This is a genomic window from Arthrobacter rhombi, from assembly GCF_039526245.1.
In the GTDB taxonomy this organism is placed as follows: Bacteria; Actinomycetota; Actinomycetes; order Actinomycetales; family Micrococcaceae; genus Arthrobacter_H; species Arthrobacter_H rhombi.
Map to the genome: position 1 here is coordinate 277824 of NZ_BAAAIV010000005.1, position 23157 is coordinate 300980.

A 23157-nucleotide genomic window follows, 5' to 3' on the forward strand; every position below is an offset into this window, starting at 1 on the left:
GGATCCGGGGCGGCTGCCTGGGGTGAGTAACGGGGCTTGAACCCGCGACCTTCTGGACCACAACCAGACGCTCTGCCAACTGAGCTATACCCACCATTGCGTCTCTCAACGCGGTGCCCGCACCGTTGGTATTCCTACCAGAGGTCCGGGCAACGGATACTAGTTTACACACTTTCGCGCGCCCGCGCGCCACTTGCGTGCCGGCGCGGCGAAGTGTGGCGGGGAACACGCTGGGGGTTCCCCGCCCGGGGTCAGCTGGCGCTGTTCCCGGTGGCCAGGGACGCCGTGATGGCCTTGGCGGTCTTGCTGTCCGGGCCCGGTGCCGGCACCATGACGGCCTGGCGGTAGTAGCGCAGTTCGTTGATCGAATCGCGGATGTCGCCCAGGGCGCGGTGGTTGCCGGTCTTGGCGGGGGACTGGAAGTAGGCGCGCGGGTACCAGCGGCGGGCGAGCTCCTTGATGGTGGAGACGTCGATGACGCGGTAGTGCAGGTGGTCGATGACCCCGGGCATGTCGCGGGCCAGGAAGTTGCGGTCCGTGCCGATCGTGTTGCCGGCCAGCGGGGCCTTCCCCGGTTCGGGGACCCACGTGCGGATGTACTCCAGGACCTGCTCGGTGGCCGAATCCAGGTCCATGCCGCCGTCGAGCTCCTCGAGCAGGCCGGAGGTGGTGTGCATCTGGCGGACGAAGTCGTTCATCTGCTCCAGGGCCTGCGCCTCGGGTTTGATGACGACGTCGACACCCTCACCCAGGATGTTCAGTTCCGGGTCGGTGACCAGGACGGCAACTTCGATCAACGCGTCGGCTTCCAGGCTCAGCCCGGTCATCTCGCAATCGATCCACACAATGTTTTCAGCTGAAATAGGCACGAAGCCAATCTACCGGATTGCGCCGGGGGAGCGGTGGCGGTCGGTGGCTACTGCGGAACGCCGCTGAGGAAATAGAGCGCCACGAACACGACGGCGGCCGTGAGGCCCACGACTGCGGCGGCGAGGAGGTCCAGGCCGACCATCGGGGAGCAGATGACCACGAGCACCGCCACGAAGAGGCCCCAGCCCAGCAGGGCGCCCTGTCGGGTGGTGTTCTTGCCCTCACTGGTGGCGTGCCGGCCCATTCGTTCCCCCTGCTCTTGCACCGCGCGGCCCGGCGGATGCCCGGGCTGCCACCAGCCTAGGGGCAGCGGGGGGCGTTCGGTGGGAACCGGCGTCGTACCCGGGTGTGGCGGGGCCGCGATGCTAACATCGGGTGAGTATTTCAGCGGGCCCCGGGCCCCGGATCCCGGTCCTGCACAGTCTCCAACGGCCGCGGACGGGCGCCGACGCGGGGCGGTCAATCAACGGAAACGAGCCGATGGCGATGAGCAGGGTCCAGACGGGTGCGGGGACCCGTCCGCGGGAACGCGCGCCCCGGCTGATCCTGATCGAGGGGTTCGTCGGGTCGGTCCTGGTGCTGTTGGGCTCCTATGGCATCGGCTGGCTGGCCAGCGTGTCGCCGTTGAACCGCAACCATCTGCTCATTGCGGTGCGCACCGAGCAGTGGGGCGTCATCGCCGCCACGATCGTGCTGACCGTCGGGTGCTGGATCATGTTCCGTTCCTGGCTGCGGCTGGGCCAGGAGCTGGCCGGCTGGGCGGTGGGCTCCCTGCGGGTCGTCCGGCAGGCGTGCTGGCTCTGGGGTGCACCCCTGCTGTTGGCCTTGCCGATCTTCAGCCGCGACGTCTTCGCCTACATCGGCCAGGGCCGGCTGGTCACCGCGGGGCAGGACCCCTATGTGGACGGCATCTCCACGCTCTCCAATTGGTTCCAGCTCGGTGCCGACGTCACCTGGGCCGAATCCGAAACCCCGTACGGGCCGCTGTTCCTCACGCTGGAGCGGCTGGTGAACCTGCTGGCGGGATCCTCCCCGGACGCCTCGGTGTTCCTGTACCGGCTGATCGCCTTCGCCGGGGTCATCGTCTGCATGGTGTACGTGCCGAAGCTGGCCGAACTCCATGGGGTGTCAGGGGCCAAGGCACTGTGGATCACGGTGTCCAACCCGCTGTTCCTCATCAGCTTCATCGCCAGCGCGCACAACGACGCGCTGATGGTCGGCCTGGCGGTCGCCGGCACCTACTACGCGGCGACCCGCCGGGGGATCCTCGGGGTCGTGCTGGTCACCGCGTCGATCGGCATCAAACCGATCACCATGGTCATCCTGCCGTTCATCGGCCTGCTGTGGGCCGGCCCCGGTTCCTCCTGGGCCCGCAGGTTCCTCTACTGGGCCTACACCCTGGCCCTGTGCCTGGGGATCATGGCAGTGATCGGCTGGGCCAACGGCTACGGTTTCGGGTGGCTGAAGGTCATGCTCGGCACCGGCACGGGAACCGTCTTCTTCGCCCCGGTGGGCCTGTTCACCAACTTCTTCAGGGGTGCCTTCGACGCGCTGGGCCTGCCCTCGAACTGGGTGCTCCAGGTCGTGAAGGTCGTCGCCCGGGTGGCCTCGGTGCTCGTCGTGCTGTTCCTGATGTTCCGCGGACGGCACTCCCACCTGGTCCAGCGCCTCGCCCTGGCCTTCGCCGCCCTGGTGGTGCTCTCACCGATCATCCAGCCGTGGTACCTGCTGTGGCTGCTGCCCTTCTTCGCCGCCACCGGCATCCGCGATGACTGGCAGATCATCTGGGTGTACTTCACCGTCGCGTTCTTCATCGCCTTCGGCGCCGCCGACCAGATCTTCATCTGGCAGTTCCTCGACGCCCTGGACCCCTGGGTCAAGCACCTCTCCACCGGCATCTCCTGGGCGGCCATGGCCTATCTGGCGTTCCTGGACCCGAAGACCCGACGGCTCTTCCTGGGTTTCTGGGGTTCGGTGGTCACCACCGTGTCCGGGCTCCGCCTGCGGTTGCGCCGGGGCAAGGAAGCCAGCTGAATGCCCACCCGTGAGAACCGGCGCACGCGGGCCCGGACCGCGGCGCTGACCGAGGCGCTGTTCGGACTGCGGCACCGCATCGAGGAGATGCCGCTGCTACGCCGCCTCGCCGGCGGCGACGAGGCCCAGCGCGGCGTCGCGATGGCCCAGGGGTTCCTCGCCTCGCTGATGATCATGGTCGGCTCCTGGGGCGTCGGCTGGCTGGCGCAGACGCAGGATTCGATCTTCGCCCGCACCACGATCCTGAACCCGCTGCGCGTCGAGACGGCGGGCGTGATCATCTGCACCATCTTGTTGGCGCTGGGCTCGATGATCCTGTGCCGGGCCTGGCTGCGCTTCGGCCAGCGCGGCGGGGAGCACACCCCCGCGTCCCTGGTGACCGTGCGCAACACCGTGCTGCTCTGGTCGGCGCCGTTGCTGTTCGCGTTCCCGATCTTCAGCCGCGACGTCTACTCCTACCTGGGGCAGGGGCGGCTCATGCACGCCGGGCTGAGCCCGTACTCGAACTGGATCTCCCAGCTGCCCGGCTGGTTCGCCCAGGGATCGGACAGCCTCTGGGCCGAATCGGCATCCCCCTATGGCCCGCTGTTCCTGCTGGCCTCCCAGGGCGTGTACTTCATCACCGGCGGCGTCCCCGAAGCTGCCGTCCTGTTGTTCCGGCTGCTGGCAGTGGCCGGGGTCCTGCTGTGCCTGTACGCCGTGCCGCGGCTCGCCGCACAACTGGGTTCCGATCCCACCTGGGCGGTCTGGATCTCGCTGGCCAACCCGCTGTTCCTGCTGACCATGATCGGCGGGGCGCACAACGATGCGCTGATGATGGGCGGACTGCTCCTGGGGTTCGTCTGGGTCCGCCAGGGACGCCGGTTGGCCGGGGTCCTGGCCGTCACCGGGGCCATCGCCGTGAAGCCGATCGTGGTGTTGGCGCTGCCGTTCATCGGGCTGGCCATGCTGCCGGCGACCGCCACGCTGGGACGCAAGATCGGCGCCTGGGCCTACACCGCCGTCGTCTCCGGCGCGGCGTTGACGTTCTTCGGGTGGGTCTCCGGGCTCTGGTTCGGCTGGATCAAGGCCATGGCAACCGCCGGGTCAGCGGCGTTCCCGTATGCGCCGGTGGGCCTGCTGGGGCTGGGCGTCGGCTGGCTGGCCGAACTAGCCGGCGGCGACCTGGACTCCAACGCGGCCCTGGTCTACACGCTGTTCAAGGCCGTGGCGCTGGGCTTCGCCGTCTGGCTGGCGTTCCGCCGCCCGGCGACCTCCCCGGTCCTGTATTGCGCCCTGGCCCTGTTGGCGACCATCGTGCTGGCCCCCATCATCCAGTCCTGGTACGTGCTGTGGCTGATTCCGCTGTTCGCCGTCTCGAAGGTATACACCGGCGGGTGGGTCAGGTTCTGGTACCTGCTGAGCATGCTTCTGGTGCTGGTCGGCGTGGTCGACCAGCTCAGCGTCGCCCAATGGATCAGCCTGCTCTGGGTCCGGATACTGGCCGCCGGCATCGGCCTGCTCTACCTGGGATACCTGGTCTTCTCCGATCCCCGCACCTCAGCACTCTTCACCCGGGGCCCCGGCCCCGATCCCACCGATCACAGAAACGAGGCCACCACGCCGTGACTTCACCGCTGAACACCCTGCGCACCTCCCGCGAGGCCACCCGTCCGGTCATCGGGTGGCTGCTGGTGGCCACCGTCATCGGCGCCATCCTGGCGGTGCTGACCAAGCAGTGGTGCCGCGTCAACGGCTGGTCCGGCGCCGACCAGCACATCCACATGTGCTATTCGGACTTCGCCCAGCTCTTCGGCACCCGTGGGCTGGCCGACAAGCTCTTCCCGTTCTACACCGGCCTGCCGCAGGACCAGGCGCTGGAATACCCGGCGTTGCTGGCCGTGATCGCCGGGGTGACCGCGTTCCTGGTGCCGGGCATCGGCTTCAGCCCCGAACGCCAGCTGGCCTACTTCGACATCAACTCGCTGGGCTCCTTCATCTGCTGGGCCATCATCGTCGTCGCCGTCGCCTACAGCGCCCGCAAGCGCAGCCGCGATGCCCTGCTGGTGGCCTTGGCCCCCGGGATCATCCTGACCAGCCAACTGAACTGGGACCTCTGGGCCGTCATGTTCGCCACGGTGGGGATGTTGGCCTTCTCCCGCAAGCACATCTACCTCGCCGGCGTGCTGCTGGGCCTGGGCGCCGCGGCGAAGCTGTACCCGTTCTTCCTCTTCGGGGCGATCCTGGTGCTGTGCTTCCGTTCCGGGCGCATGTCGGCGTTCTGGAAATCGCTGGCCGCGGCAGTGGCCGCCTGGCTGGTGGTCAACGTCCCGTTCATGCTCACCGCGTTCGACGAGTGGTCGCGCTTCTACACGTTCTCCTCCGAACGCCCGATCAGCTTCTCCTCGATGTGGCTGGCGTTCACCTGGACCGGGCTGGACGGCAAGGGCTTCTCGATGCTCTCCAACGTCTGCTTCGCCCTGGCCTGCCTGGGCATCGCCTACCTGGGCCTGTCCGCGAAGCGGCGCCCGCGGATGGCCCAGCTGGCGTTTTTGATCATCGCCGCGTTCATCCTCTTCAACAAGGTCTATTCGCCGCAGTTCGTCATGTGGCTCATCCCGCTGTACATCCTGGCCCGGCCCCGGTGGCGCGAATTCCTGCTCTGGCAGTTGCTCGAGGCCTACCATTGGGCCGCCGTGTGGCTGATGAGCGCCGAGATCGTCAGCGGGGGCACGTTCGGTGCCGGCAACCCGTGGATCGAGATCGCCTACGGCACCGGCATCGCAGCCCACATGGCCATGGTCATCTACCTCTGCGTGCGCATCATCGGCGACATCCGCCACCCGGACCGTGACCTGGTCCGTGCCGAGGGCGACGACGACCCGATGGGCGGACCCGTGGAGGACACCCCCGACCAGTTCGTGCTGCCCGCCCGGCGCTGAGGGGCGGCCGGACTGATGCGGATATGACAGCGCACGACGGCGGCACCGGGCTGCGGCTGCTCGCGGTACCTGCGGGGCGCATCACCCTGCGCGATGCCCGCACCACCACCACACGCGGGATCGAGCTGCTCCCGTTCTCCATCGGCGCCACTCCGGTCACGCTCGGCGACTGGCACCGGATCCTGGGCACCGCCGTCGTGCCCGGGGTAGATCCGGCACTGCCGGCCCACCCGGTGACCTGGTTCGAGGCGGTCACCTGGTGCAACGCGGCCTCGGCCCTCGACGGCCTGCCGGCCGCCTACCGGGTGGAGGGGCGCGAGGTGGAGTGGGACGTGGCCTCGCCGGGGTACCGCCTGCCGACTGAGGCCGAATGGGAACACGCCTGCCGTGCCCGAAGCGCCGGGCCGCGGTACGGCGGCCTGGAAACCGTCGCCTGGACGGCGGCGGACGGGGCCCACGGGCCACAGCCGGTGGCCGGCAAGCAGCCCAACGACTTCGGGCTGTTCGACACCCTGGGAAACGTGTGGGAGTGGTGCTGGGACTTCGCCGACACCGCCCGCTACGCCGACTACCGCTCACTACGCGGCGGCGGATGGGACGACCCGGAATACAGTGTCAGGGCCTCGGTCCGGCGGGGGAGCGCCCCCGATGCGCGGCTGGAGGACGTCGGCTTCCGGATCGTGTCCGGTGGTGCCGGTCGCGTGGATGCCCGCGCCGGCCAGGGCTGGAGTGCCGCCGCCGACGCGCGTCGGGCCGCTGTGCGTGGCCCGCTGCCGATGGGGTGGACGCCGCTGCGCGGGCTACGCCCGTAAGGGCCGGTCGTGGTCTCACCTGTCGGGCCAAGGCACGTGAGGCTCACTTCACGATCGGGGCACGCGACGGAAACCAGCCGGTTCGTTGGGGTGCATCACGTCGAATAGAGGCCCGGACGAAAGTGCCGGGCCAACCAACCCGGAGGTTGTCGATGTCCGATGTCAATCCCGTCCACGTGATCTAAGCGGCCGCAGCGGCAGGCAAGGGCAAGGCCAGCGGTGGCGCCGGCGCGGCGCTACACATTCAGTCGGTAGCCACGTTTGATCACCGTGGTGATGAGCTCCGGATCTGGCAGATTTTGGCGCAGCCGGCTCATGGCCATATCCAGCGCGTGGGTGCCGGAAGCCTCCGGCAGTCGCCGGCACAGCTCCTGTCGGCTGAGCACGGCGCCCCCGGCATCCGCCAGAGCGCGAAAAATGGCCATCGGTGCCGGCGGCAGACGAGCCTGCCGGCCGGCCAGGCCGACGGAGTGGCCGCGGATCTCGACCACGCCCTTGGCTGTGTCGACGTGCAGGACCTGATGGGTTGAAAGGTGCTCCACGACCAGCCGGATCAGCGCCCCCATGCGGAAACGTTTCGGCACGATCGGCTCGATGCCGGCGTCGATCAGCGGTTGTGAAGTGACTGGACCGACGGCGGCGGCCACGACGCCTGACCCGAAGGACTCCACGAGGGCCGGGAAACGCCCCATCTCGACCGCTGTGCTGAAGAGCGCCTCGACGGCCGGCGCGCTGGTGAAGGTCACGACGTCCACTTGGCGGTTGCAGATGGCGTCGATCAACCGTGGCACCTGCGTCTCAGCCCCCTCGGGCCTGACCCACCGGTAGGGTGTCGCCGTCAGGACCGAAGCGCCGGCGGCGCGCAGCCGTTCCAGCTGTGCCCCGTCCGTGTAGCCATGCAGCTGGACCGCGACGGATAAGCCGTCCACGCCCTCGTCGAGCAGCAGGTCAACCAGACTCGCGGTCCGCTCGTCGGCGCTGATGCCGACGTCGTCCAGGCCGGCAGCCCGCACTGCCCCGCGTGCCTTGGGGCCGCGAACGAAGATCCTCGATGCCGCCAGCGCCTCCATCAGGTCCTCCCCGAGACCACAGGCGTCGGCGGCTTCGGACCACCGTCGCATGCCGTAGGCGGTCGTGATGAGCGTGGCATCCGGTACCGCGTTGATGATGGCAGCCGTGTCGCGGGTGAGCTCGTCGTCTTCGGCCACGGGCACGATCTTCATGACCGGAGCGTGCAGCACCGTGGCGCCGCGCCGTTCGAGTGCGTCGATCAGGTCCCCCGAGCGCCGGTCAGAGGTCACTCCCACCCGGAACCCCTCCAGGGGGCCCCGCAATGTCATACCCCCTCCGCCGCGGGGGCTAACCCGGCACATTGTTCCGCGACCGATCCACTCTTGCCGCCCTGGCGGACAACATCGCCGATCACCAGCACGGCGGGCGACTTGCACCCCGCGGCTGCGGCCGCCCTGACGGCGCCGGAGAGGTCGGAAACGGTCGTCCGCTGTGAATCGCTGTAACCACGCTCAACGATGGCCACCGGCGTCCGGCGATCCATTCCCGCTGTGGCCAGGCCTGCCATCAGTTGCGGCAAGGTGCCAACACCCATGAGTACAACGATGGTGCCCCCCAACCCGGCAAGGTGTTCGTATTCGACGACGCTGAGCGGCGCGTGCCCGGAGATGACGGTGAACAAGTGGCTGACAGCACGGTGGGTGACGGGGATCCCCGCCGCAGCCGGAACCGAGACGGCGCTCGTGATGCCGGGCACGACCGTGACCTCGACGCCGGCCTCGACGCAGCTGGCCACCTCTTCGCCTCCGCGGCCGAAGACGAAGGGGTCGCCGCCCTTGAGGCGTACCACGTGATGACCTGCCCGGGCGGCATCGACCATCCGGCGCTCTATATCCGACTGCACCACCGGGTGGTGGCCGGGACGCTTGCCGACGTCGATCAGGTCGGCTCCTCCGCTCAGTTCAGCGAGATTCCGGTGCGGGCCAAGCCGGTCATAGAAGACGACGTCGGCCTCGCGCAGCGCCTCCAGGGCCCTCACGGTCAGGAGGTCATCCGGCCCCGGTCCACCACCGACCAGGGTCACCCTGCCCCGGGGCGCAGCGGCGCGTTCGCGCACCAGCAGCGTGGAGGAAGCCCGGCAATCGGCTGCCAACCGATCCCAGCCTGGTTGGCCCTCGTCGACCAGGGCCACCAGGGCGACATCGTCGAGCACGGTGCGCGCACGGTCTCCTGGCGATTCGAGGCACCGGACGACGGCACCGGCGTGGCGGTACCGGCGAATGACACGCCGAGCTGGCCCTGCGGCGCCGGCCACGAGGACGGTCAGGCCCAGGAAGTCCGTGTCCCGGATCATCGTCGCGGTTCCTGGCTAGTGCGGACGGGGATGGAGGTACCGATCAGCACCGGCCCCGAGTCGCCGCCGGCTCGGATCTCTTCCTCTGTGGCCGGACGGTCCATGCCCCGCTCGTTGATGTTGACGATGGATGCATCCTTCTGGTCCGGCGCGTTGACGAACGAGCGGAAGCGACGAAGTCGCTCCGGGTCCCTCAGCGTTGCGGCCCATTCATCCTCGTAGGCGTCCACGTGGTGGGCGATTGCCGATTCGAGCTCATCGGCGATGCCCAGGCTATCGCCGACGACGACGTCGTGGACGTGGTCCAGGCCGCCCTCCAGCTCCGCCATCCAGTGCGCGGTGCGCTGGAGCCGATCAGCAGTGCGGATGTAGTACATCAGGAACCGGTCGATGTAGGCGATCAACGTGGCATCATCGAGGTCCCTGGCCAGCAATTGGCCGTGCACTGGATTCGCCCCGCCGTTGCCGCCGACGTAGACATTCCAGCCGTCGGCCGTGGCGATCACACCGACGTCCTTGGCCCGGGCCTCGGCGCACTCGCGGGCGCAGCCGGAGACACCCATCTTCAACTTGTGTGGTGACCGCAGCCCCCGGTAGCGCAGTTCCAACCTGATGGCCATCGATACAGAGTCCTGGACACCATAGCGGCACCAGGTGGACCCCACACATGACTTCACATTGCGCAGCGCCTTGCCGTAGGCGTGCCCGGATTCGAAACCGGCCTCGACGAGTTCCTTCCAGATGTCCGGCAGCTGCTCCAACCGGGCGCCGAGCAGGTCGATCCGCAGGGCTCCCGTGAGTTTCGTGTAGAGGTTGTACGTCTCGGCAACCCGGGCGATGACCGCCAGCTTCTCCGGTGTGATCTCACCGCCGGGAATGCGGGGCACCACGGAGTAGGTGCCGTTCTTCTGCATGTTCGCCAGCGCCCGGTCGTTGGTGTCCTGAAGGGCGCCACGGCCGCCGTCGAGCACGTAGGCGCCATGCTGCGAGGCCAGGATGGAACCGATGGCCGGCTTGCAGATATCGCATCCCAGCGGGGCAGGACCATCCGGTACTGCCCGGACGCCGAAGCGCCGCATGATGTCGTCGAAGGAGGTCAACTCGAGCGACCTGATTGCTTCGAACAGCTCGGCGCGCGACATCTCGAAGTGTTCGCACAGGGCCTTGGAAACCGTGATGCCTGACTTGGCCAGTTCGCCCTCCAACAGCTTCTTGAGCATCGGCACGCAGGAACCACACTGGGTGCCGGCCCGGGTGCAGCCCTTGAGCGCGCCAAGCTCGCGAACGGGTTCGGCGCCATCACAGCTGCCGCAGCCGTTGATGGCATCGCGGATGGAGCCGGCAGTGACGTTATTGCATGAGCACAGGGTGGCGTCATCGGGCAACTCGGTGTCGGGCGCCGACGCGGTGGCGGCGGAGAGGAATGCGCCCGGCTCAGCGGGAAGTTCCCGCCCCTGCAACGGGCGAAGGGACGTGTAGGGCGAGGCATCACCGACGAAGATCCCGCCCAGCAGCGTTTTCGCATCATCGGTGACGACGATCTTCTGGTAGACGCCGCGGGCAGGATCGGCGTACACGATCTCCAGGGCGCCGTCGGATTGGGCGAAGGCATCACCAAAGCTGGCCACTTCGACGCCGGAGAGCTTGAGTTTTGTCGCGGTGTCGAATCCTGCAAAGGTCGCGTCTCCGTCGTGCAGTCGGTCGGCGACGATCTCTGCCATGGTGTTGGCCGGGGCGACCAGGCCGACGCAGAGCCCACCAAAATTTGCCACCTCGCCGATCGCCCAGACATGCTCGACATCGGTTGCACAGGTTTCATCGATCACGATCCCGCCGCGCGCCCCCATCCGGAAGACGGGGAGGAAATCCTCGTCCTCGAGCTCTTCCGGCGACTTTCCAGCGCTTTCCGCGGCCTTGCCCTTCGCCCGGGCATTGAGGGTACGGGCGAGTTCGTCGCGTGGCCTCACGCCGATGGAGACGACGACCATGTCGGCTCCGACGATCCGACCGTCGGCCATCTCCACGCCGGTGACCTGGTGTGCTCCGTCGATGCGGGAGGTCAGGACCGCGGAGGGATACACACCGGAATGGACCTGAAATCCCCGGTCCGCGATCAGCCGGCCCATGGCCTCTCCGGCACCCTCGTCCAATTGGGTGCCCATCAGCCATTTGCCTCCGTCGATGATGACCGGGTTGGCGCCCAGGGCCTGCAGCCCTGCTGCCGCCTCCAGTCCCAGCAAACCGCCTCCGATGGTGACGGCGTTGATGGTCCGGCCGAGTTTGGCAGTCAAGGCCTCCACTTCACGGTTGATCGCCCAAACATCTTCGAGTGTGCGGTAGACATGCGTGTGCTCATTGCCCGGTATGGGCAGCCTGGCTGCGTTGGAGCCGGTCGCCAGCACCAACTCGTCGTAGCCGTAACGGTCACCGGTGGCGGTGATGACTTCCATCGCCTCGAGGTCAAGATCCACGGCACGCGCGCTGGTCACGAGGGTGATTCCCTCCTGCTCCCACATGGAACTGTGGCCCAGCGTCAGGTTGGCATCGGTCTCGGCCAGTGCCCGGCTCAGCGCCACCCGGTCGTAGGGAAGGTGGGTTTCCTCGGTCAGGATGGTCAGGGAGATACCGGAGAGGCCCCGGGAACCCATCGCTTCGACGAACCGATGCGCTGCGGGGCCCCCGCCGACGACGACGATGCGGCGGGGCTGGTTCTTGTTCATGGCTGCCTTCGGATCGCGGAATCGGTCATCGCTCCTACCCATGGCCGGAGCGTCTTCTCACCGTAGGGGGCAGGAGTTGCGTCCTTGTTGCCCTAGTGTTTCCGGCATTTGTCGTCTTCCCTCTCCGCCGACGCCAGCAGGTGTGAGAAGCGTTTTACCGTGGCGTTACCTGAGTGGGTCCCGTGCGAAACATGGCGCCCATAGTTTGATGGTGCACCAGCCAACCTGATGAACGGAGCCCACGATGACCGCAATGACCACCTTCGAACTCCACGGTGACGCCGTCGACATCGGCCCCATGTCCGACTCGGCCTGCGCGGCCCTTCATGCCGCACCTGGGGAGGTCCAGTGGCACCGCGTATGCCGAGTCGATGCCCTGGAGCAGGCGTGGGGGGAAGCCGCACTGATCGGCGACCGCCAGCTGGCTCTCTTCCGGCTCTCCGACACGGAGTTCCACGCAGTTGACCAGAGTGACCCTGCGACTGGCGCACAGGTGATGTCACGGGGAATCGTTGGTACCAAGGGTGTGCTGACGACCATCGCTTCACCGTTGCACAAGGAGGTATATGTCCTGGAAACGGGAGAGTGCCTCACCAACCCGGAACTGACGCTGCCTACCTATCCGGTGCGCCTTGAGGGCGGTTATCTCGCCGTCGGCATCTCCGAGCCATGGCGCGGGGTAGCCGCATGAGCCTCGGAGTTCTCGCACACAGATCGGTGGGTCGCCGCACGCGTGGACGGGACGACGGCTCCACACCTGCGGTGCATGCCACCGGTTCGGAGCTCAGCTGCGAGCCCTGGACAGGGTGGGTGGAAACCGCCACTGAACCCGCCTTGGTCGCGGCCTCGCACGGCACGAATTCACCCCGGGGACAGGCTGCCGTGAGCGCCCTGGTACGCGCAGTGGCCATCCGCCGGCCGGACCTGAACGTCGTTGAGTCATTTGTCGACGTTCAGCAACCAGCTGTCCCGCGTACATTGGCAGGCCTCGCAGGGACGACTCGCGTGGTCCCGCTGCTGCTCTCCGCCGGGTACCACGTCCATGTAGACCTGGCCGAGGCGGCAGCAGCACGGCCCGGCACCACGGTGAGCGCAGCGCTCGGCCCGGATCAACGCCTGGTGCAGGTCCTGGCACGACGGTTGCGCGAAGCCGGACTCGGTACCGGCGATCACGTCGTCCTGGGCTGCGCCGGATCCACCGACCGACGTGCTGTGGCGGACTGCGAGGCGACGGCCGTAAGCCTGGCCGGCTTGCTGGGCCGGCCGGTCTCCACCGGGTATATTTCAGCGGCGCAGCCCGAGCTCAAGCAGGCCGTGGAATCCGCCCGCGGCAACCTTGCCGAAGCGGGGGCCCCTCACGGGAGCCAGGCCGCGGACAGGGGCGGCCGCGTTGTCGTGGCCACCTACCTGCTGGCACCCGGCCACTTCGCGTCCCTGGCGCGAGAGTCGGGAGCCGACGTGGTGACCGAACCGTTGTTGCTGGCTGGCCAGGAACCGCCGGCTGAAATGGTGGGCCTGGTTCTTGACCGGTTCGAGAAGGGCCGCTGCGCGTCGTGACGCGTCTGCGGAGCATCAGCGGGCCTAGCCGGCGACGCTCTTGACGATCTGCCGGGCCACGATCGTGTTGATGACCGGCAGCGTCGCGGCACGCAGGACCCACCGGCGCACGCGCTGTTGCCGGACGGTCTCCGGCAGGAACATCCAGACGGCCCGACGACCCGATATCTGGGCGCCCTCGACGACCGATCGCCACTGGCGCTCGAAGCCGGTCAACGCTGCGGGGACCTGTTCGGCAGAGGACACCGCGCCGAGCAGGTCGCCGAGCAAAGCCCCTCCGGCGATCGCCAGCGAACCGCCCTGCCCGGCCACCAAGGACACCGCCGAGCACGCATCGCCGACGAGGATGGTCCTGCCTCGGTGCCAGACGGGCATCACCACCTGGGCCACGATGTCGTCGTACGGATCCGGCGGACACAACTCCACCATGCGGTCGACCTCCGGGCCGAGGCCGGCGAAATTCCTGCGCAGGCACCTGGCAGCATCTCCGGGGTCTGCGCTGCCGTCGTCGCGGTAGACCATGAAGGTCGCGACCTGGCCGGTGCGCAACCCGTACAGCCCCACGGTCCGGTCCAGGCTGTCGGTGAGCACGAACCGCCGGCCCAGCCGTGCCGCCAGGGCCGGTTCATCCGCGATGTAGGCCGCGGCACGCATGCCCAGCGGGCGCAGGTACCCGGCCTCGGGGCCGAAGAGCGCGCCACGGAGCGCGGAGTGGATGCCATCGGCGCCGATGAGGGCATCGGCCTCCAGCACCAGTGGTTCCGTCCCGTCCACGTCGACGGACACCCGGTCGGCGCCATTGCGGAACGCCGTCGGGTGGCGCCCGTAGTGCAGGCGCACCCGGCCATCGGGCACGTCGTCCAACGCGGCCAGTGCCGCCAACTCCATGTCGGGGCGCAGCAGGGTGAGGACCTTGCCCCCCGCCGCGCGGGAGAAGCGTGCGTAGTCCAGCCGGGCCGTGGTCTTCCCGGTGCACTCCACGTAGTCGGCGGCTTCAACGGGGTAGGCGAGGTCGGCCAGGCGCGGATACAGGCCGATGCGTTCGGATGCGGCGACCCCGGGGCCGAAGAAGTCCATCATGTAGCCGGCGTCCCGCGGCCCGGGGGACTGTTCGACGACGTCGACCTCCCAGCCGGCGAGCCCGAGTTGGCGGGCCGTGACCAGCCCGGCGATGCCCGCCCCGATGATGACCGCGCGCATGTGTGCCTCCTGGCCCCGATGATGGTGGGGATCATTATCCTCCGGTGCCCGGCCGGGGGGCTTACGGTGTCAGGGTGGATCCGTCGGAGAGGCGATGGTAGGTCCGGTCGTGGTAGACGAGCGGCTCGGCGCCGGGGGACTGGCGGCGGACGTCCAGGACCGTGGCAATGACCACCCGGGAGGAGCCGACGTCGATCCGCTCGGCGACGGCACAGCGCAGCGCCCACGTGCCGCCGTGCAGCAACGGTTCGCCGGTCGGCAGCACCTCCCAGTCCATGTCCTCGGTGAACCGCGCGGTGCCCGGGGTGGCAAAGGTGTTAACGAGGTCCTGGTGCGCGGTGTCCATGAGGTGCACCACCACCGTGTCGGCAGCGGCCAGCAGCGGTGCGGTGGTCCTGCCCGAGAGCGAGAACACCAGCGACGGCGGATCCACCGACACCGACGACACCGAGGAAGCCGTCAACCCGATCGGCCCGTCCGGTCCGGCGGCGGTGATGACGGCCAGGCCTGCCGGGTGGCCGCGGAAGGCGTCGCGGAAAAGAGCTGAAGCGTTGCGGGTCGCTGCGTCGGAGTGCGAGAGGGTCGTCATGCCTGTTTCTTTCGTCTGGACGTTCCCGATGTCCCGGGGAACACTCACGACCCTAAAACCTCAACCTAAGTTCAGGTCAAACCGGATGACGGCGGAAGGCCCCGAACGGCACCGAACGGCTCGTCCTCCAGGCCCGGGGCACCCGTGGTGGCCGAACCGAGCGCGTCGTCGGGGTTGACGAAGCCGCAGGCGGCCAGCGACAGGCAGCCACAGCCGATGCAGCCATCCAGGCGGTCCCGCAAGTGCTCCAGCAGGGAGATGCGCGCGTCGATCTCCTGCCGCCACGCCGCCGAGAGCCGCTGCCAATCCGCCTGGTCGGGCACCCCGTCGGCCGGCAGATCCGCAAAGACCTCCAGCACGGAGGCCAGCGGGATGCCCGCGCGTTGGGCAGCCCGGATCACCGCCACGCGGCGCAGCGTCGAGCGGGCATACCTGCGCTGGTTGCCGCTGGTCCGGCGGCTGTGGATGAGTCCCTTGCGCTCATAGAAGTGCAATGCGGAGACGGCGGCACCGCTGCGCGCGGCCAGCTGGCCGACACTGATTTCCTCATCGTTGACCATCGCCGCTCCCTCCTGGTGTCCTGCTCATGTCCCGCCCCCATGGTTCCCGCATGCCATCGGGGACCGCTTGCGAGGCTACACCGCACCGCTGCGGCGTGCCGATACGCTGGTGCCATGGCACCCTCACCGCACGACGTCGACTGGTACCTCTTCGACTATGGCATGGTCTTGTCCCTGGCCCCGGACGCCGCGGATTGGCAGCGGCTGAACGAGGCCACCGGGGTGGCGCTGGACGCCGCCGACAGCACGTATTGGGACCACCGCCACGCCTTCGACGCGGGGGACCTGACGTCCGCCGCCTATTGGTCTGCCGTGCTCGAACGCGACGTCGATGCTGCGCAGGTCGAGCAGCTGGACCGCCTCGATGCCGCCCTCTGGGCCCGGCAGGATCCGGCCACCGCCGCGGTGCTGCAGCAGCTGACGGCGCGCGGGGCGCAGCTGGCGTTGCTGTCCAACATGCCGGTGCGCCAATCCGAGATCTTCACCGCCGAGGCCGACTGGCCGCGCCCCTTTGATCGGCTCTTCTTCAGCGGCCCGCTCCGGCTGGCCAAACCCGACCGCAGGATCTACGAGCATGTCCTGGCCGAGCTCGGTGCCCCGGCATCCGCCGTCGTGTTCATCGACGACAAGACCGAAAACCTCGAGGCAGCCCGCGGGGTGGGGATGCGCACCGTCCACCACACGCAGGGTGTGGACCTGGCCGCCGAACTCGGGCTCTGAAGCCGGCTGCCCGGGCTGCACCGCCGGGATGCGGTTCAGTCGTAGGGCAGGTAGTTGCTGCAGATCGGGTTCACAGGGATGTCGCGGTGCAGCACCCAGATCCCGTGGTCGTCTTCCGTGACGACCTTGAACCCCAGCTTCTCACCGCGCTCCAGCGCCTGCTGGGGGGAGAGCGGATCCCAGCCGCCGAGTTCGTCGACGTTGAAGTCGATGATCATCCAGCTGGACAGGTCATCGCCGATGTCCCCGTGCAGGCCCACGTAGGTGCGCTGGACCAGATGGGGGACCGCTGTGTCGTTGGCTTCGACGCATACCCCGTGGGGGATCTTCGCCACGGCGCGGGCCTGGGCCTTCGCCGTTTCCGGCATGGCCCAATCCGTCCCGGTCAGCGTCCGCCCGAGCGGGAAGACCGCGTGGATGAACAGGGTGCAGATGAACGCGAACACCAGCAGGTAGGCCGGGGCGCCCACGCGCAGCTTCACCTTTCCGGTGCGCGCGATGATCTTGGAGAGCACGTGGACCGAGGCCATGATCAGCACCGGGGCCAGCATCGCGTCGTACTGGTAGACCGGGGCCCAGGTGTTCAACCGGTCGTTGAAGAGGCGGGCGAGCAGGCTCGGTGCCACCAGGATCACGTAGGGGGAGAGGAAGGGCAGCAGCGCCAGCGGGACGAAGGTCATCAACCACAGCAGGATCTTCAGCTCGTGGTTGAACAGCAGCGCGATCGACTTCAGCGGGTGGCTGAGCATGAAGGCGATGGCGGCACCCATGGTCGGCCCCAGGGCGGTGAACTGCCAGTAGGACATGGCATCCGGCGGGGCGAAATGCGGGACCAGCACCTTCGTCACCACCAGGTAGCCGGCCACCCCTGCCACGGCCAGCAGCGCCGCCTTGGTCCACTGGCGGTGGAAGGCCAGCACGATGCCGACGGCAATGAGGGTGACGCCCATGTCCTCGCGGACCAGCAGCAGCAGCGCGGACAGGCCGACCACCAGCCAGTAGCGGGACCGGTCGAACGCCCAGACGATCCAGGCCATCAGCGGCACGGCGAAGGCCACCTCGTGGAAGTCCCAGTTCACCATCGCCTGGAACGGCCACCACAACAGCAACGCCGCTGCGGTCAGCAGTCCGCCGCGGTGGCCCAGGTACCTGCGGGCGAATGAATACACCGGGATCGCCGTGACGACGAGCAGCGCGATCATGCCGAAGTTGAGCATGCGCGGGTCCGGCCAGATCCAGTACAGCGGGGCGAACAGGGCGATGATCGGGTGGAAATGGTCCCCGAGCAGGTTGAAGTCCACGCCCTTGATGGGCACGATCGGCGCCTTGAACAGCGCGTACTGGCGCACCGCCTGGTCGAAGATCCCCAGGTCGTAGCCCTTGGCCTCGTAGTTGCGGTAGCGCAGCAGCGAGTGCGCCACATACAGCACGGTCGCCGCGGCCATCACCGCGGCCAGCTGCAGCCGGTGGGCGCGGCTGATCGGTGGCACTGCGTTTTCGGGCGCGGAGGGTGCGGCGGGAGCGGCTTCGGGCATGGCTACGAGTTTAGCGGTGCCGGCGTCCGCGGCCGTGCCCACCACGCAGCACGACGACGAACGGCGCCCACCGTTGCCGGTGGACGCCGTTCGTGGTTCCGGGCAGACCCGGAGGAGGTGTCAGCGGATCGAGGAGATCCCGGTGCGCGCCATGGCGTCGGCGTAGGCGGCCTGCATCTGATCCAGGTGGCCCTGCTGGCGCTCGGCGGAGCCGGCGAAGGCGCGGCCGTCGAGGGACTTGACCTTGTAGGTCTTGAAGCCGCGGCGCCACAGCAAGGGGTTCTGCGTCTTGGTCAGCTGGTCAGCCAGGCGGTGGGCCTCGGTGCCGTGGGCCACCAGGACGGAGGCGCGCGGGACGAGCTTGAGCATGCGCAGCAGCGGCTTCAGGCCGGAGGTGATCTGTGCCGGCTCGAAGCGTCCGTTGGCCTCGCCGTCGGTGTGCCACGGGGAGACGTTCCAGGGGAGCACGTATTCCGGGCGCAGGCCCAGCTGCCACTGCAGCCCGACCATGCGGGTGGCGGCGTCGGCGTCACCGGGCGTGATGAAACCGCTGGGATCGGCGGTTCCGATGTTGGAGAACAGGGAGATGATCTTGACCTGGTCCACATCATGCTGCGGGTCGACGTAGCTGACGGAGCTGCCGGGGCGGAGCAGGGCGGTCTCGTCAAGGAGCCGGTTCACGGGGGCGATCTGCTCCTCGTAGCGGCGCTCGAACAGCAGTTCGGTGGAAAGTTCCGTGGCAGATGCGGTCATGAAAGGGTGCTTCTCCTGGGGGTTGCTGCTGGTTGCGGATCGCTGGTCCGCAGATGATGTCCGGCAGGGCGGGGTCGGGCCCCTACGGTGCCGAGGTAAACGGGAAATGCGGCTGGAATCGCCGTCGTATGTCTTCAGTTTACCTCCCGGCCACCCGCAACACGCCGTGCGGCGGTCTCCGATCCGCGGTGATCCTCGGCACGACGGCGGTTGGTAGGGTGTGAGCGGTACACATCGCGGCGAGGAAACGGGGCATCGTGGGAGCAGTTTTCGATCGACTGGACGAGCGGCTCAAACCCCAGGTGGAGGAGTCGGCCCGCCAGTACGAGCAGGTCCGACCGCAGCTCGAGGCAGTGACCGAGGACGTCACCACGCGCATCCGTTCGATCTTCGCCGACGCCGAGCTGCAGCCGCTGTTCATCACCGGACGCACCAAGACGGTCGACTCGTTCCGCGACAAGGCCTCGCGCATGCTCGAACCCGACGAACCCGGCGGGGATCCGCAGCTGGAGTTCCCCCACCCGATGCGCGACCTGCACGATCTGGTGGGGGTACGCGTCATCGTCGCCCTGCCGCATGAGGTCCGGGACGCCGCCGGGCTGATCAAGCGCCGACGCAACGAATTCGACGTCCGCTCCGACCGGGAGAAGGACATCGGTTCGGTCGAATCCGGCACCTACGGCTACTCCAGCCGCCACCTGAACCTGCGCACCCGGCAGAACGAGGTGGTGCGCAGCTACCAGGAGACGCTCGGGGACAACGTCAGGGAGACCGGCAACTACATCTTCGAGACGCAGATCCGCACCATCCTGGCCCACGCGTGGAGCGAGATCGAGCACGACATCCGCTTCAAGAAGGTCGACCCGCGCGCGTGGAGCCCCTATCTGGACCGCCAGTTCACCGCCACTGCGGCGATGCTCGAGGCGGTGGAATCGACGTTCGAGGAACTGCATGACCGCTACCTGGCGGTCACCGGCTACTGGGATGCCGAGGGTGAAGGCGCCGTTGGCCTGGACCCGGACCGCATCCGCGAGGTCTGGCAGACGCTGCTGCCGCATGTGGACCGCAAGTCCGACGACGACTGGGGCTGGGCCGCGGAGCTGCTCGCCGCCCATGAGCTGAAGACGACGACGGAGCTCGCCGGGCTGCTCGACGCCGATGCCATCACCGAGGTGCGCAAGGCCCTGGACCACCGCTACTCGCCCGGGCCCGACCGGCTGCTGGACGACGTGCTGCTCTGGCGTTTCGGCCGCTCGCACATCGAGCTGACCGCCGGCAAGGACCGCCAACGCCAGGAGAGCCTGCGCCGCCGGCTGTCCCAGATGGAAACCTACCGGGCGGCAAAGACCCCCGGCCCCACCGCCACGCCCTGAGGCGCCGCGGGGGACCGGGGGTCCCGACAGGTGCTGCTGCCGGTGATCCTGCGGATGTCTAGACGGTGGTGGTGGCCACGTCGTAGTCCAGGCGCGGCAGGCGCGGGAACCAGGGGTTCTCGCCGGGCTTGCCGATGTTCACGACCATGAACGTCTTCTGGCTGGTACCCGCGTGGAAATCCTCGTCGACGCCTGCCGCGTCGAAACCACCCATGGGCCCGGCGTGCAGGCCCACGGCGCGGACGGCCATGATGAAGTAGCCGGACTGGATGTGGGCGTTGTTGTTCGCCACCGCCTCGCGCATGCCCGCCTGCTCCTCGCCGTCGAACATCGACTTGCGTTCGGCGGCGTGCGGGAAGAACGTGCCGAAGTGCTCGTGCCAATCGGCATCGAAGCTCAGCACGGCGACCAGCGGGGCGGTCAGCGTCTTCTGCCGGTTGGTCTCCGCCATGCGGTTCGCCAGCTTCTCGCGTGCCTCGGCAGACCGGACCCAGGTGATGCGCATCGGCTGGTTGTTCATCATCGTCGGGCCCATCTTGGTGAGCTCGTAGATCGCCTGGGCGGTCTCCTCGCTGACCGGCTCATCCGAGAACGTGTTGGCGGTGCGCGCCTCGAAGAAGAGGGCATCGGCCGTGGTGGCGTCGATGGCCAGCTCGTGGTCCAGATCGGGAAGCGTTGCGGTCATGGGTGGTCCTTCCAAAGTGACGTGGTCCACGTGCCTGCACGTGCACCGTCAGGTGATTGCTGTGTCGTCTGGGCCAACAGGTCCATGCGTCTGCATATTTCCCAACAGTGGTGTGCGCTTCGTCACGCCGGGCTCAGGAGCCGGGTAGTTCGACCCGCAGGCGGGCTCCGCCGGCGCCCGCCGTCACGGTGGTGCCGGCCAGTGTGGTGACGATCCGCGAGGCAGCCAGCGCATCGGCGTCGTACGTTCCGGCAATACCCAGCGTCCACGCACCCGCGGCGTTGCCGGCCTGGACCCCGGCCGGGGCGTCCTCGAAGACGATGCTCCGGCGCGGATCCACGCCCAGTGCCGCGGCGGCCGTCAGATAGCCCTCCGGATCGGGTTTGCCGCGGGTGACCGAATCGGCGGTGACCAGCACTGCGGGGGCCTCGATGCCGACCAGGGCCAGGCGCACTGCTGCCAGTTCGGCGGTGCACGAGGTGACGATCGCCCAGCCGTCGGCCGGCAGGGCCGCCAGCAGCTCCGCGACCCCGTCCTTGATGGTGATGCCCTCGGTCTGGGCGACTTCCAGACGCTCGATGAGCTCCAGCGCCTCAGCCCGGCGGGCCGGCTCCACCCGGTCGGCGACGACATCGCGCGCCGGGACGCCATGGGGGTGTTGCCCGTGGTCGCCGAGCCCCAGCCGCTGCGACCACTGCTGCCAGCAGATCTCCGTGGCCCGGGTCGAATCGATCAGGGTGCCGTCCAGGTCGAAGAGCAGGGCGTCGGCGTCGAGGTACCGGGCGTCGGTGGTGCGGGGTGCGGGGGAGGTGCTGGTGTCCATGCATTCCACCCTATCGAGGATGCCCGCCACGGATCCGCCCACGATCGGGTCCGGCACGTTAGCATGAGGGAATGTCAGAGAACCCAGCAGCAGTTCCCGTCAAAAAGCTCGCCAATGGTGCCGAGATCCCGATGATCGGACTGGGCACCTGGCCCATGGACGATACCGAAGCCGGCGCGGCCGTGCTGCACGCGTTCGAGGCCGGCTACCGGCTGATCGACACCGCGGAGAACTACCGCAACGAAGAGGGGGTCGGGCAGGCGATCGCGCGTTCGCCGCTGGCGCGTAGCGAGCTGTTCGTGACCACCAAGCTCAACGCCGAGTGGCACTCCTTCGAGGGGGTACGCACCGCCTGGCGCCACTCGATCGAGCGCCTGGGCCTGGACTACATCGACCTGCTGCTCATCCACTGGCCCAATCCGGCCCAGGGCACCTACGTCGAGGCCTACAAGGGCCTGGCCAAACTGCTCTCCAAGGGCAAGGTCCGGGCGATCGGCACCTCCAACTTCACGCAGGCCCAGCTCACCGAACTCATCGACGCCACCGGGGTGGTGCCCGACGTCAACCAGATCCAGCACTCCCCGCTGTGGATGCGCGCCGATGACATTGCCTTCCACGAGCGGCACGGCATCCTGACCCAGGCCTGGAGCCCGTTGGGCCGCGGAGCCGTCCTGGACGCCGAGCCGGTCACCGCCGCGGCGTCCGCCCACGGGGTCACCGCGGCCCAGGTGGTGCTGCGCTGGAACCTGCAGCATGGGGCTTCCCCGATTCCGAAGTCCACGGATCCGCAACGCCAGGCCTCCAACCTCGACGTGTTCTCCTTCGAGCTCGATGCCGGGCAGATGGCGGCCATCGACGCGCTGGATGGCACCGGACCGGCCCCGGCCGATCCGATGACCTTCGGCCACTGAACCCCACCAGCCCACCCCTCTACCGCCACCCCAGGAGTACATCCATGAAGATCGTCGTCATCGGCGGCCACGGCCAGGTCGCCCTGCTGCTGGCCCGCGAGCTCTCCGGACGCGGGGACCAGGTCACCTCGGTCATCCGCAACCCGGACCACGAGGCAGATGTGCGTGCCGCCGGCGCCTCCGCGCTGGTCCTGGACATCGAGCAGGCCCACGGGCCGGAACTGGAGCCGGCGTTGGCCGGCGCCGACGCAGTGGTCTTCAGCGCCGGTGCCGGAGGTGGTGACGCCGATCGGACCTACGCCGTGGACCGCGACGCGGCCATCCGCATCATGAACGCCTCGCTGGCCGTCGGGGTGCAGCGATTCATCATGGTCTCGTTTGCGACGGCCGATACGCAGTACCTGACGTCGCTGGACGACCCGTTCTATCCGTACCAGGCCGCGAAGATCGCCGCCGATGAGCACCTGCGCAAGTCGGCACTGGACTGGACGGTGCTGGGTCCCGGTCGGTTGACCGGGGAGCCGGCCACCGGGAAGATCACTCCGCTGGAGCACCCGATCACCGGGGACACGCCGACCTCGCGGGCCAACGTCGCCCTGGCCATCGCCGAGGCCCTCGCGCAGCCGGCAACGATCGGCGCGACGCTGGACTTCTGCGATGGCAACGTGCCGATCGCCGAGTGGTTCGCCCGCGGCGGCCACTGAGATCGGCGACGCGGCCCCCGGCACC

The 23157-nt window shown here is 68.4% G+C and carries 22 protein-coding genes and 1 tRNA gene; 10 read left to right on the forward strand and 13 right to left on the reverse strand.

Going from position 1 to position 23157, the window contains the following annotated elements; all coding sequences use genetic code 11:
• Positions 1 to 18: 18 nt before the first annotated feature.
• From ABD088_RS05790 to ABD088_RS05800, 3 genes are all read right to left on the reverse strand, one after another.
• Positions 19 to 94, reverse strand: a tRNA-His gene (locus ABD088_RS05790).
• Between the two features lie 157 nt (positions 95 to 251).
• Positions 252 to 869 (reverse strand): oligoribonuclease, encoded by a 618-nt coding sequence (gene orn, locus ABD088_RS05795; RefSeq protein WP_343900703.1) that lies wholly within the window; start codon positions 867 to 869, stop codon positions 252 to 254.
• A 47-nt stretch (positions 870 to 916) separates the two neighbouring features.
• The gene (locus tag ABD088_RS05800; protein ID WP_343900705.1) at positions 917 to 1114 is read right to left on the reverse strand and encodes a hypothetical protein; all 198 of its coding nucleotides are present in this window, start codon (positions 1112 to 1114) and stop codon (positions 917 to 919) included.
• A gap of 242 nt (positions 1115 to 1356) precedes the next feature.
• On the opposite strand from ABD088_RS05800, the gene mptB (ABD088_RS05805) reads away from it, so the two are divergent.
• Genes mptB (ABD088_RS05805) through ABD088_RS05820 form a run of 4 tightly spaced genes read left to right on the forward strand, consistent with a single transcriptional unit; the run spans position 1357 to position 6637 of the window.
• A complete protein-coding gene (mptB, locus tag ABD088_RS05805) occupies positions 1357 to 2904 on the forward strand; it encodes a polyprenol phosphomannose-dependent alpha 1,6 mannosyltransferase MptB (protein ID WP_343900707.1) in 1548 nt (515 codons plus the stop codon).
• Positions 2905 to 4512, forward strand: a complete 1608-nt coding sequence (gene mptB / locus ABD088_RS05810; RefSeq protein WP_343900709.1) for a polyprenol phosphomannose-dependent alpha 1,6 mannosyltransferase MptB — start codon at positions 2905 to 2907, stop codon at positions 4510 to 4512.
• Positions 4509 to 5825 carry a glycosyltransferase family 87 protein gene (locus ABD088_RS05815; RefSeq protein ID WP_343900710.1) on the forward strand — a complete coding sequence of 439 codons (1317 nt, stop codon included), beginning with the start codon at positions 4509 to 4511 and terminating at the stop codon, positions 5823 to 5825. Before mptB (ABD088_RS05810) ends, ABD088_RS05815 begins: the two co-directional genes overlap by 4 nt.
• Positions 5826 to 5848: 23 nt before the next feature.
• Positions 5849 to 6637 carry a formylglycine-generating enzyme family protein gene (locus ABD088_RS05820; RefSeq protein WP_343900711.1) on the forward strand — a complete coding sequence of 263 codons (789 nt, stop codon included), beginning with the start codon at positions 5849 to 5851 and terminating at the stop codon, positions 6635 to 6637.
• Between the two features lie 236 nt (positions 6638 to 6873).
• Here the strand turns inward: ABD088_RS05820 and ABD088_RS05825 are convergent, their stop codons facing one another.
• Genes ABD088_RS05825 through nirB form a run of 3 tightly spaced genes read right to left on the reverse strand, consistent with a single transcriptional unit; the run spans position 6874 to position 11722 of the window.
• Positions 6874 to 8010 (reverse strand): uroporphyrinogen-III synthase, encoded by a 1137-nt coding sequence (locus tag ABD088_RS05825; RefSeq protein WP_343900712.1) that lies wholly within the window; start codon positions 8008 to 8010, stop codon positions 6874 to 6876.
• On the reverse strand, positions 7974 to 9002 hold the full coding sequence (cobA, locus tag ABD088_RS05830) for a uroporphyrinogen-III C-methyltransferase (RefSeq protein WP_343900713.1): 1029 nt from the start codon (positions 9000 to 9002) through the stop codon (positions 7974 to 7976). The genes ABD088_RS05825 and cobA overlap by 37 nt, the downstream gene beginning before the upstream one ends.
• Positions 8999 to 11722 carry a nitrite reductase large subunit NirB gene (gene nirB, locus ABD088_RS05835; RefSeq protein WP_343900714.1) on the reverse strand — a complete coding sequence of 908 codons (2724 nt, stop codon included), beginning with the start codon at positions 11720 to 11722 and terminating at the stop codon, positions 8999 to 9001. The genes cobA and nirB overlap by 4 nt, the downstream gene beginning before the upstream one ends.
• A gap of 298 nt (positions 11723 to 12020) precedes the next feature.
• On the opposite strand from nirB, the gene nirD reads away from it, so the two are divergent.
• Both nirD and ABD088_RS05845 read left to right on the forward strand, forming a co-directional pair.
• Positions 12021 to 12413 (forward strand): nitrite reductase small subunit NirD, encoded by a 393-nt coding sequence (gene nirD / locus ABD088_RS05840; protein WP_343900757.1) that lies wholly within the window; start codon positions 12021 to 12023, stop codon positions 12411 to 12413.
• A gap of 119 nt (positions 12414 to 12532) precedes the next feature.
• On the forward strand, positions 12533 to 13279 hold the full coding sequence (locus ABD088_RS05845) for a sirohydrochlorin chelatase (RefSeq protein WP_343900715.1): 747 nt from the start codon (positions 12533 to 12535) through the stop codon (positions 13277 to 13279).
• A 24-nt stretch (positions 13280 to 13303) separates the two neighbouring features.
• Here the strand turns inward: ABD088_RS05845 and ABD088_RS05850 are convergent, their stop codons facing one another.
• The 3 genes from ABD088_RS05850 to soxR form a co-directional block, all read right to left on the reverse strand.
• Positions 13304 to 14479 carry an FAD-dependent monooxygenase gene (locus ABD088_RS05850; protein WP_343900716.1) on the reverse strand — a complete coding sequence of 392 codons (1176 nt, stop codon included), beginning with the start codon at positions 14477 to 14479 and terminating at the stop codon, positions 13304 to 13306.
• Positions 14480 to 14540: 61 nt separating this feature from the next.
• Positions 14541 to 15068, reverse strand: coding sequence for a flavin reductase family protein (locus ABD088_RS05855; protein ID WP_343900717.1), 528 nt, complete (start codon positions 15066 to 15068; stop codon positions 14541 to 14543).
• A 71-nt stretch (positions 15069 to 15139) separates the two neighbouring features.
• Positions 15140 to 15628: a redox-sensitive transcriptional activator SoxR gene (gene soxR / locus ABD088_RS05860; RefSeq protein WP_343900719.1), complete on the reverse strand. Its 489-nt coding sequence runs from the start codon at positions 15626 to 15628 to the stop codon at positions 15140 to 15142.
• A 114-nt stretch (positions 15629 to 15742) separates the two neighbouring features.
• Here soxR and ABD088_RS05865 point away from each other — a divergent pair, with 114 nt between their 5' ends.
• On the forward strand, positions 15743 to 16348 hold the full coding sequence (locus tag ABD088_RS05865; protein WP_343900720.1) for an HAD family hydrolase: 606 nt from the start codon (positions 15743 to 15745) through the stop codon (positions 16346 to 16348).
• A 35-nt stretch (positions 16349 to 16383) separates the two neighbouring features.
• Here the strand turns inward: ABD088_RS05865 and ABD088_RS05870 are convergent, their stop codons facing one another.
• Complete coding sequence (locus ABD088_RS05870) at positions 16384 to 17883, reverse strand: DUF2079 domain-containing protein (protein ID WP_343900722.1); 1500 nt, start codon at positions 17881 to 17883, stop codon at positions 16384 to 16386.
• A 120-nt stretch (positions 17884 to 18003) separates the two neighbouring features.
• Positions 18004 to 18636, reverse strand: coding sequence for a uracil-DNA glycosylase family protein (locus ABD088_RS05875; RefSeq protein WP_343900724.1), 633 nt, complete (start codon positions 18634 to 18636; stop codon positions 18004 to 18006).
• Positions 18637 to 18893: 257 nt separating this feature from the next.
• Here ABD088_RS05875 and ABD088_RS05880 point away from each other — a divergent pair, with 257 nt between their 5' ends.
• Positions 18894 to 20009 carry a GTP pyrophosphokinase gene (locus ABD088_RS05880; protein WP_343900726.1) on the forward strand — a complete coding sequence of 372 codons (1116 nt, stop codon included), beginning with the start codon at positions 18894 to 18896 and terminating at the stop codon, positions 20007 to 20009.
• A gap of 58 nt (positions 20010 to 20067) precedes the next feature.
• Here the strand turns inward: ABD088_RS05880 and ABD088_RS05885 are convergent, their stop codons facing one another.
• Positions 20068 to 20694 (reverse strand): malonic semialdehyde reductase, encoded by a 627-nt coding sequence (locus tag ABD088_RS05885; protein WP_343900728.1) that lies wholly within the window; start codon positions 20692 to 20694, stop codon positions 20068 to 20070.
• A gap of 133 nt (positions 20695 to 20827) precedes the next feature.
• Positions 20828 to 21517, reverse strand: coding sequence for an HAD-IA family hydrolase (locus ABD088_RS05890; protein ID WP_343900730.1), 690 nt, complete (start codon positions 21515 to 21517; stop codon positions 20828 to 20830).
• A 71-nt stretch (positions 21518 to 21588) separates the two neighbouring features.
• Here ABD088_RS05890 and ABD088_RS05895 point away from each other — a divergent pair, with 71 nt between their 5' ends.
• A complete protein-coding gene (locus ABD088_RS05895) occupies positions 21589 to 22428 on the forward strand; it encodes an aldo/keto reductase (protein WP_343900732.1) in 840 nt (279 codons plus the stop codon).
• Positions 22429 to 22472: 44 nt separating this feature from the next.
• On the forward strand, positions 22473 to 23132 hold the full coding sequence (locus ABD088_RS05900) for an SDR family oxidoreductase (RefSeq protein WP_343900733.1): 660 nt from the start codon (positions 22473 to 22475) through the stop codon (positions 23130 to 23132).
• The last annotated feature ends 25 nt before the right edge of the window (positions 23133 to 23157 follow it).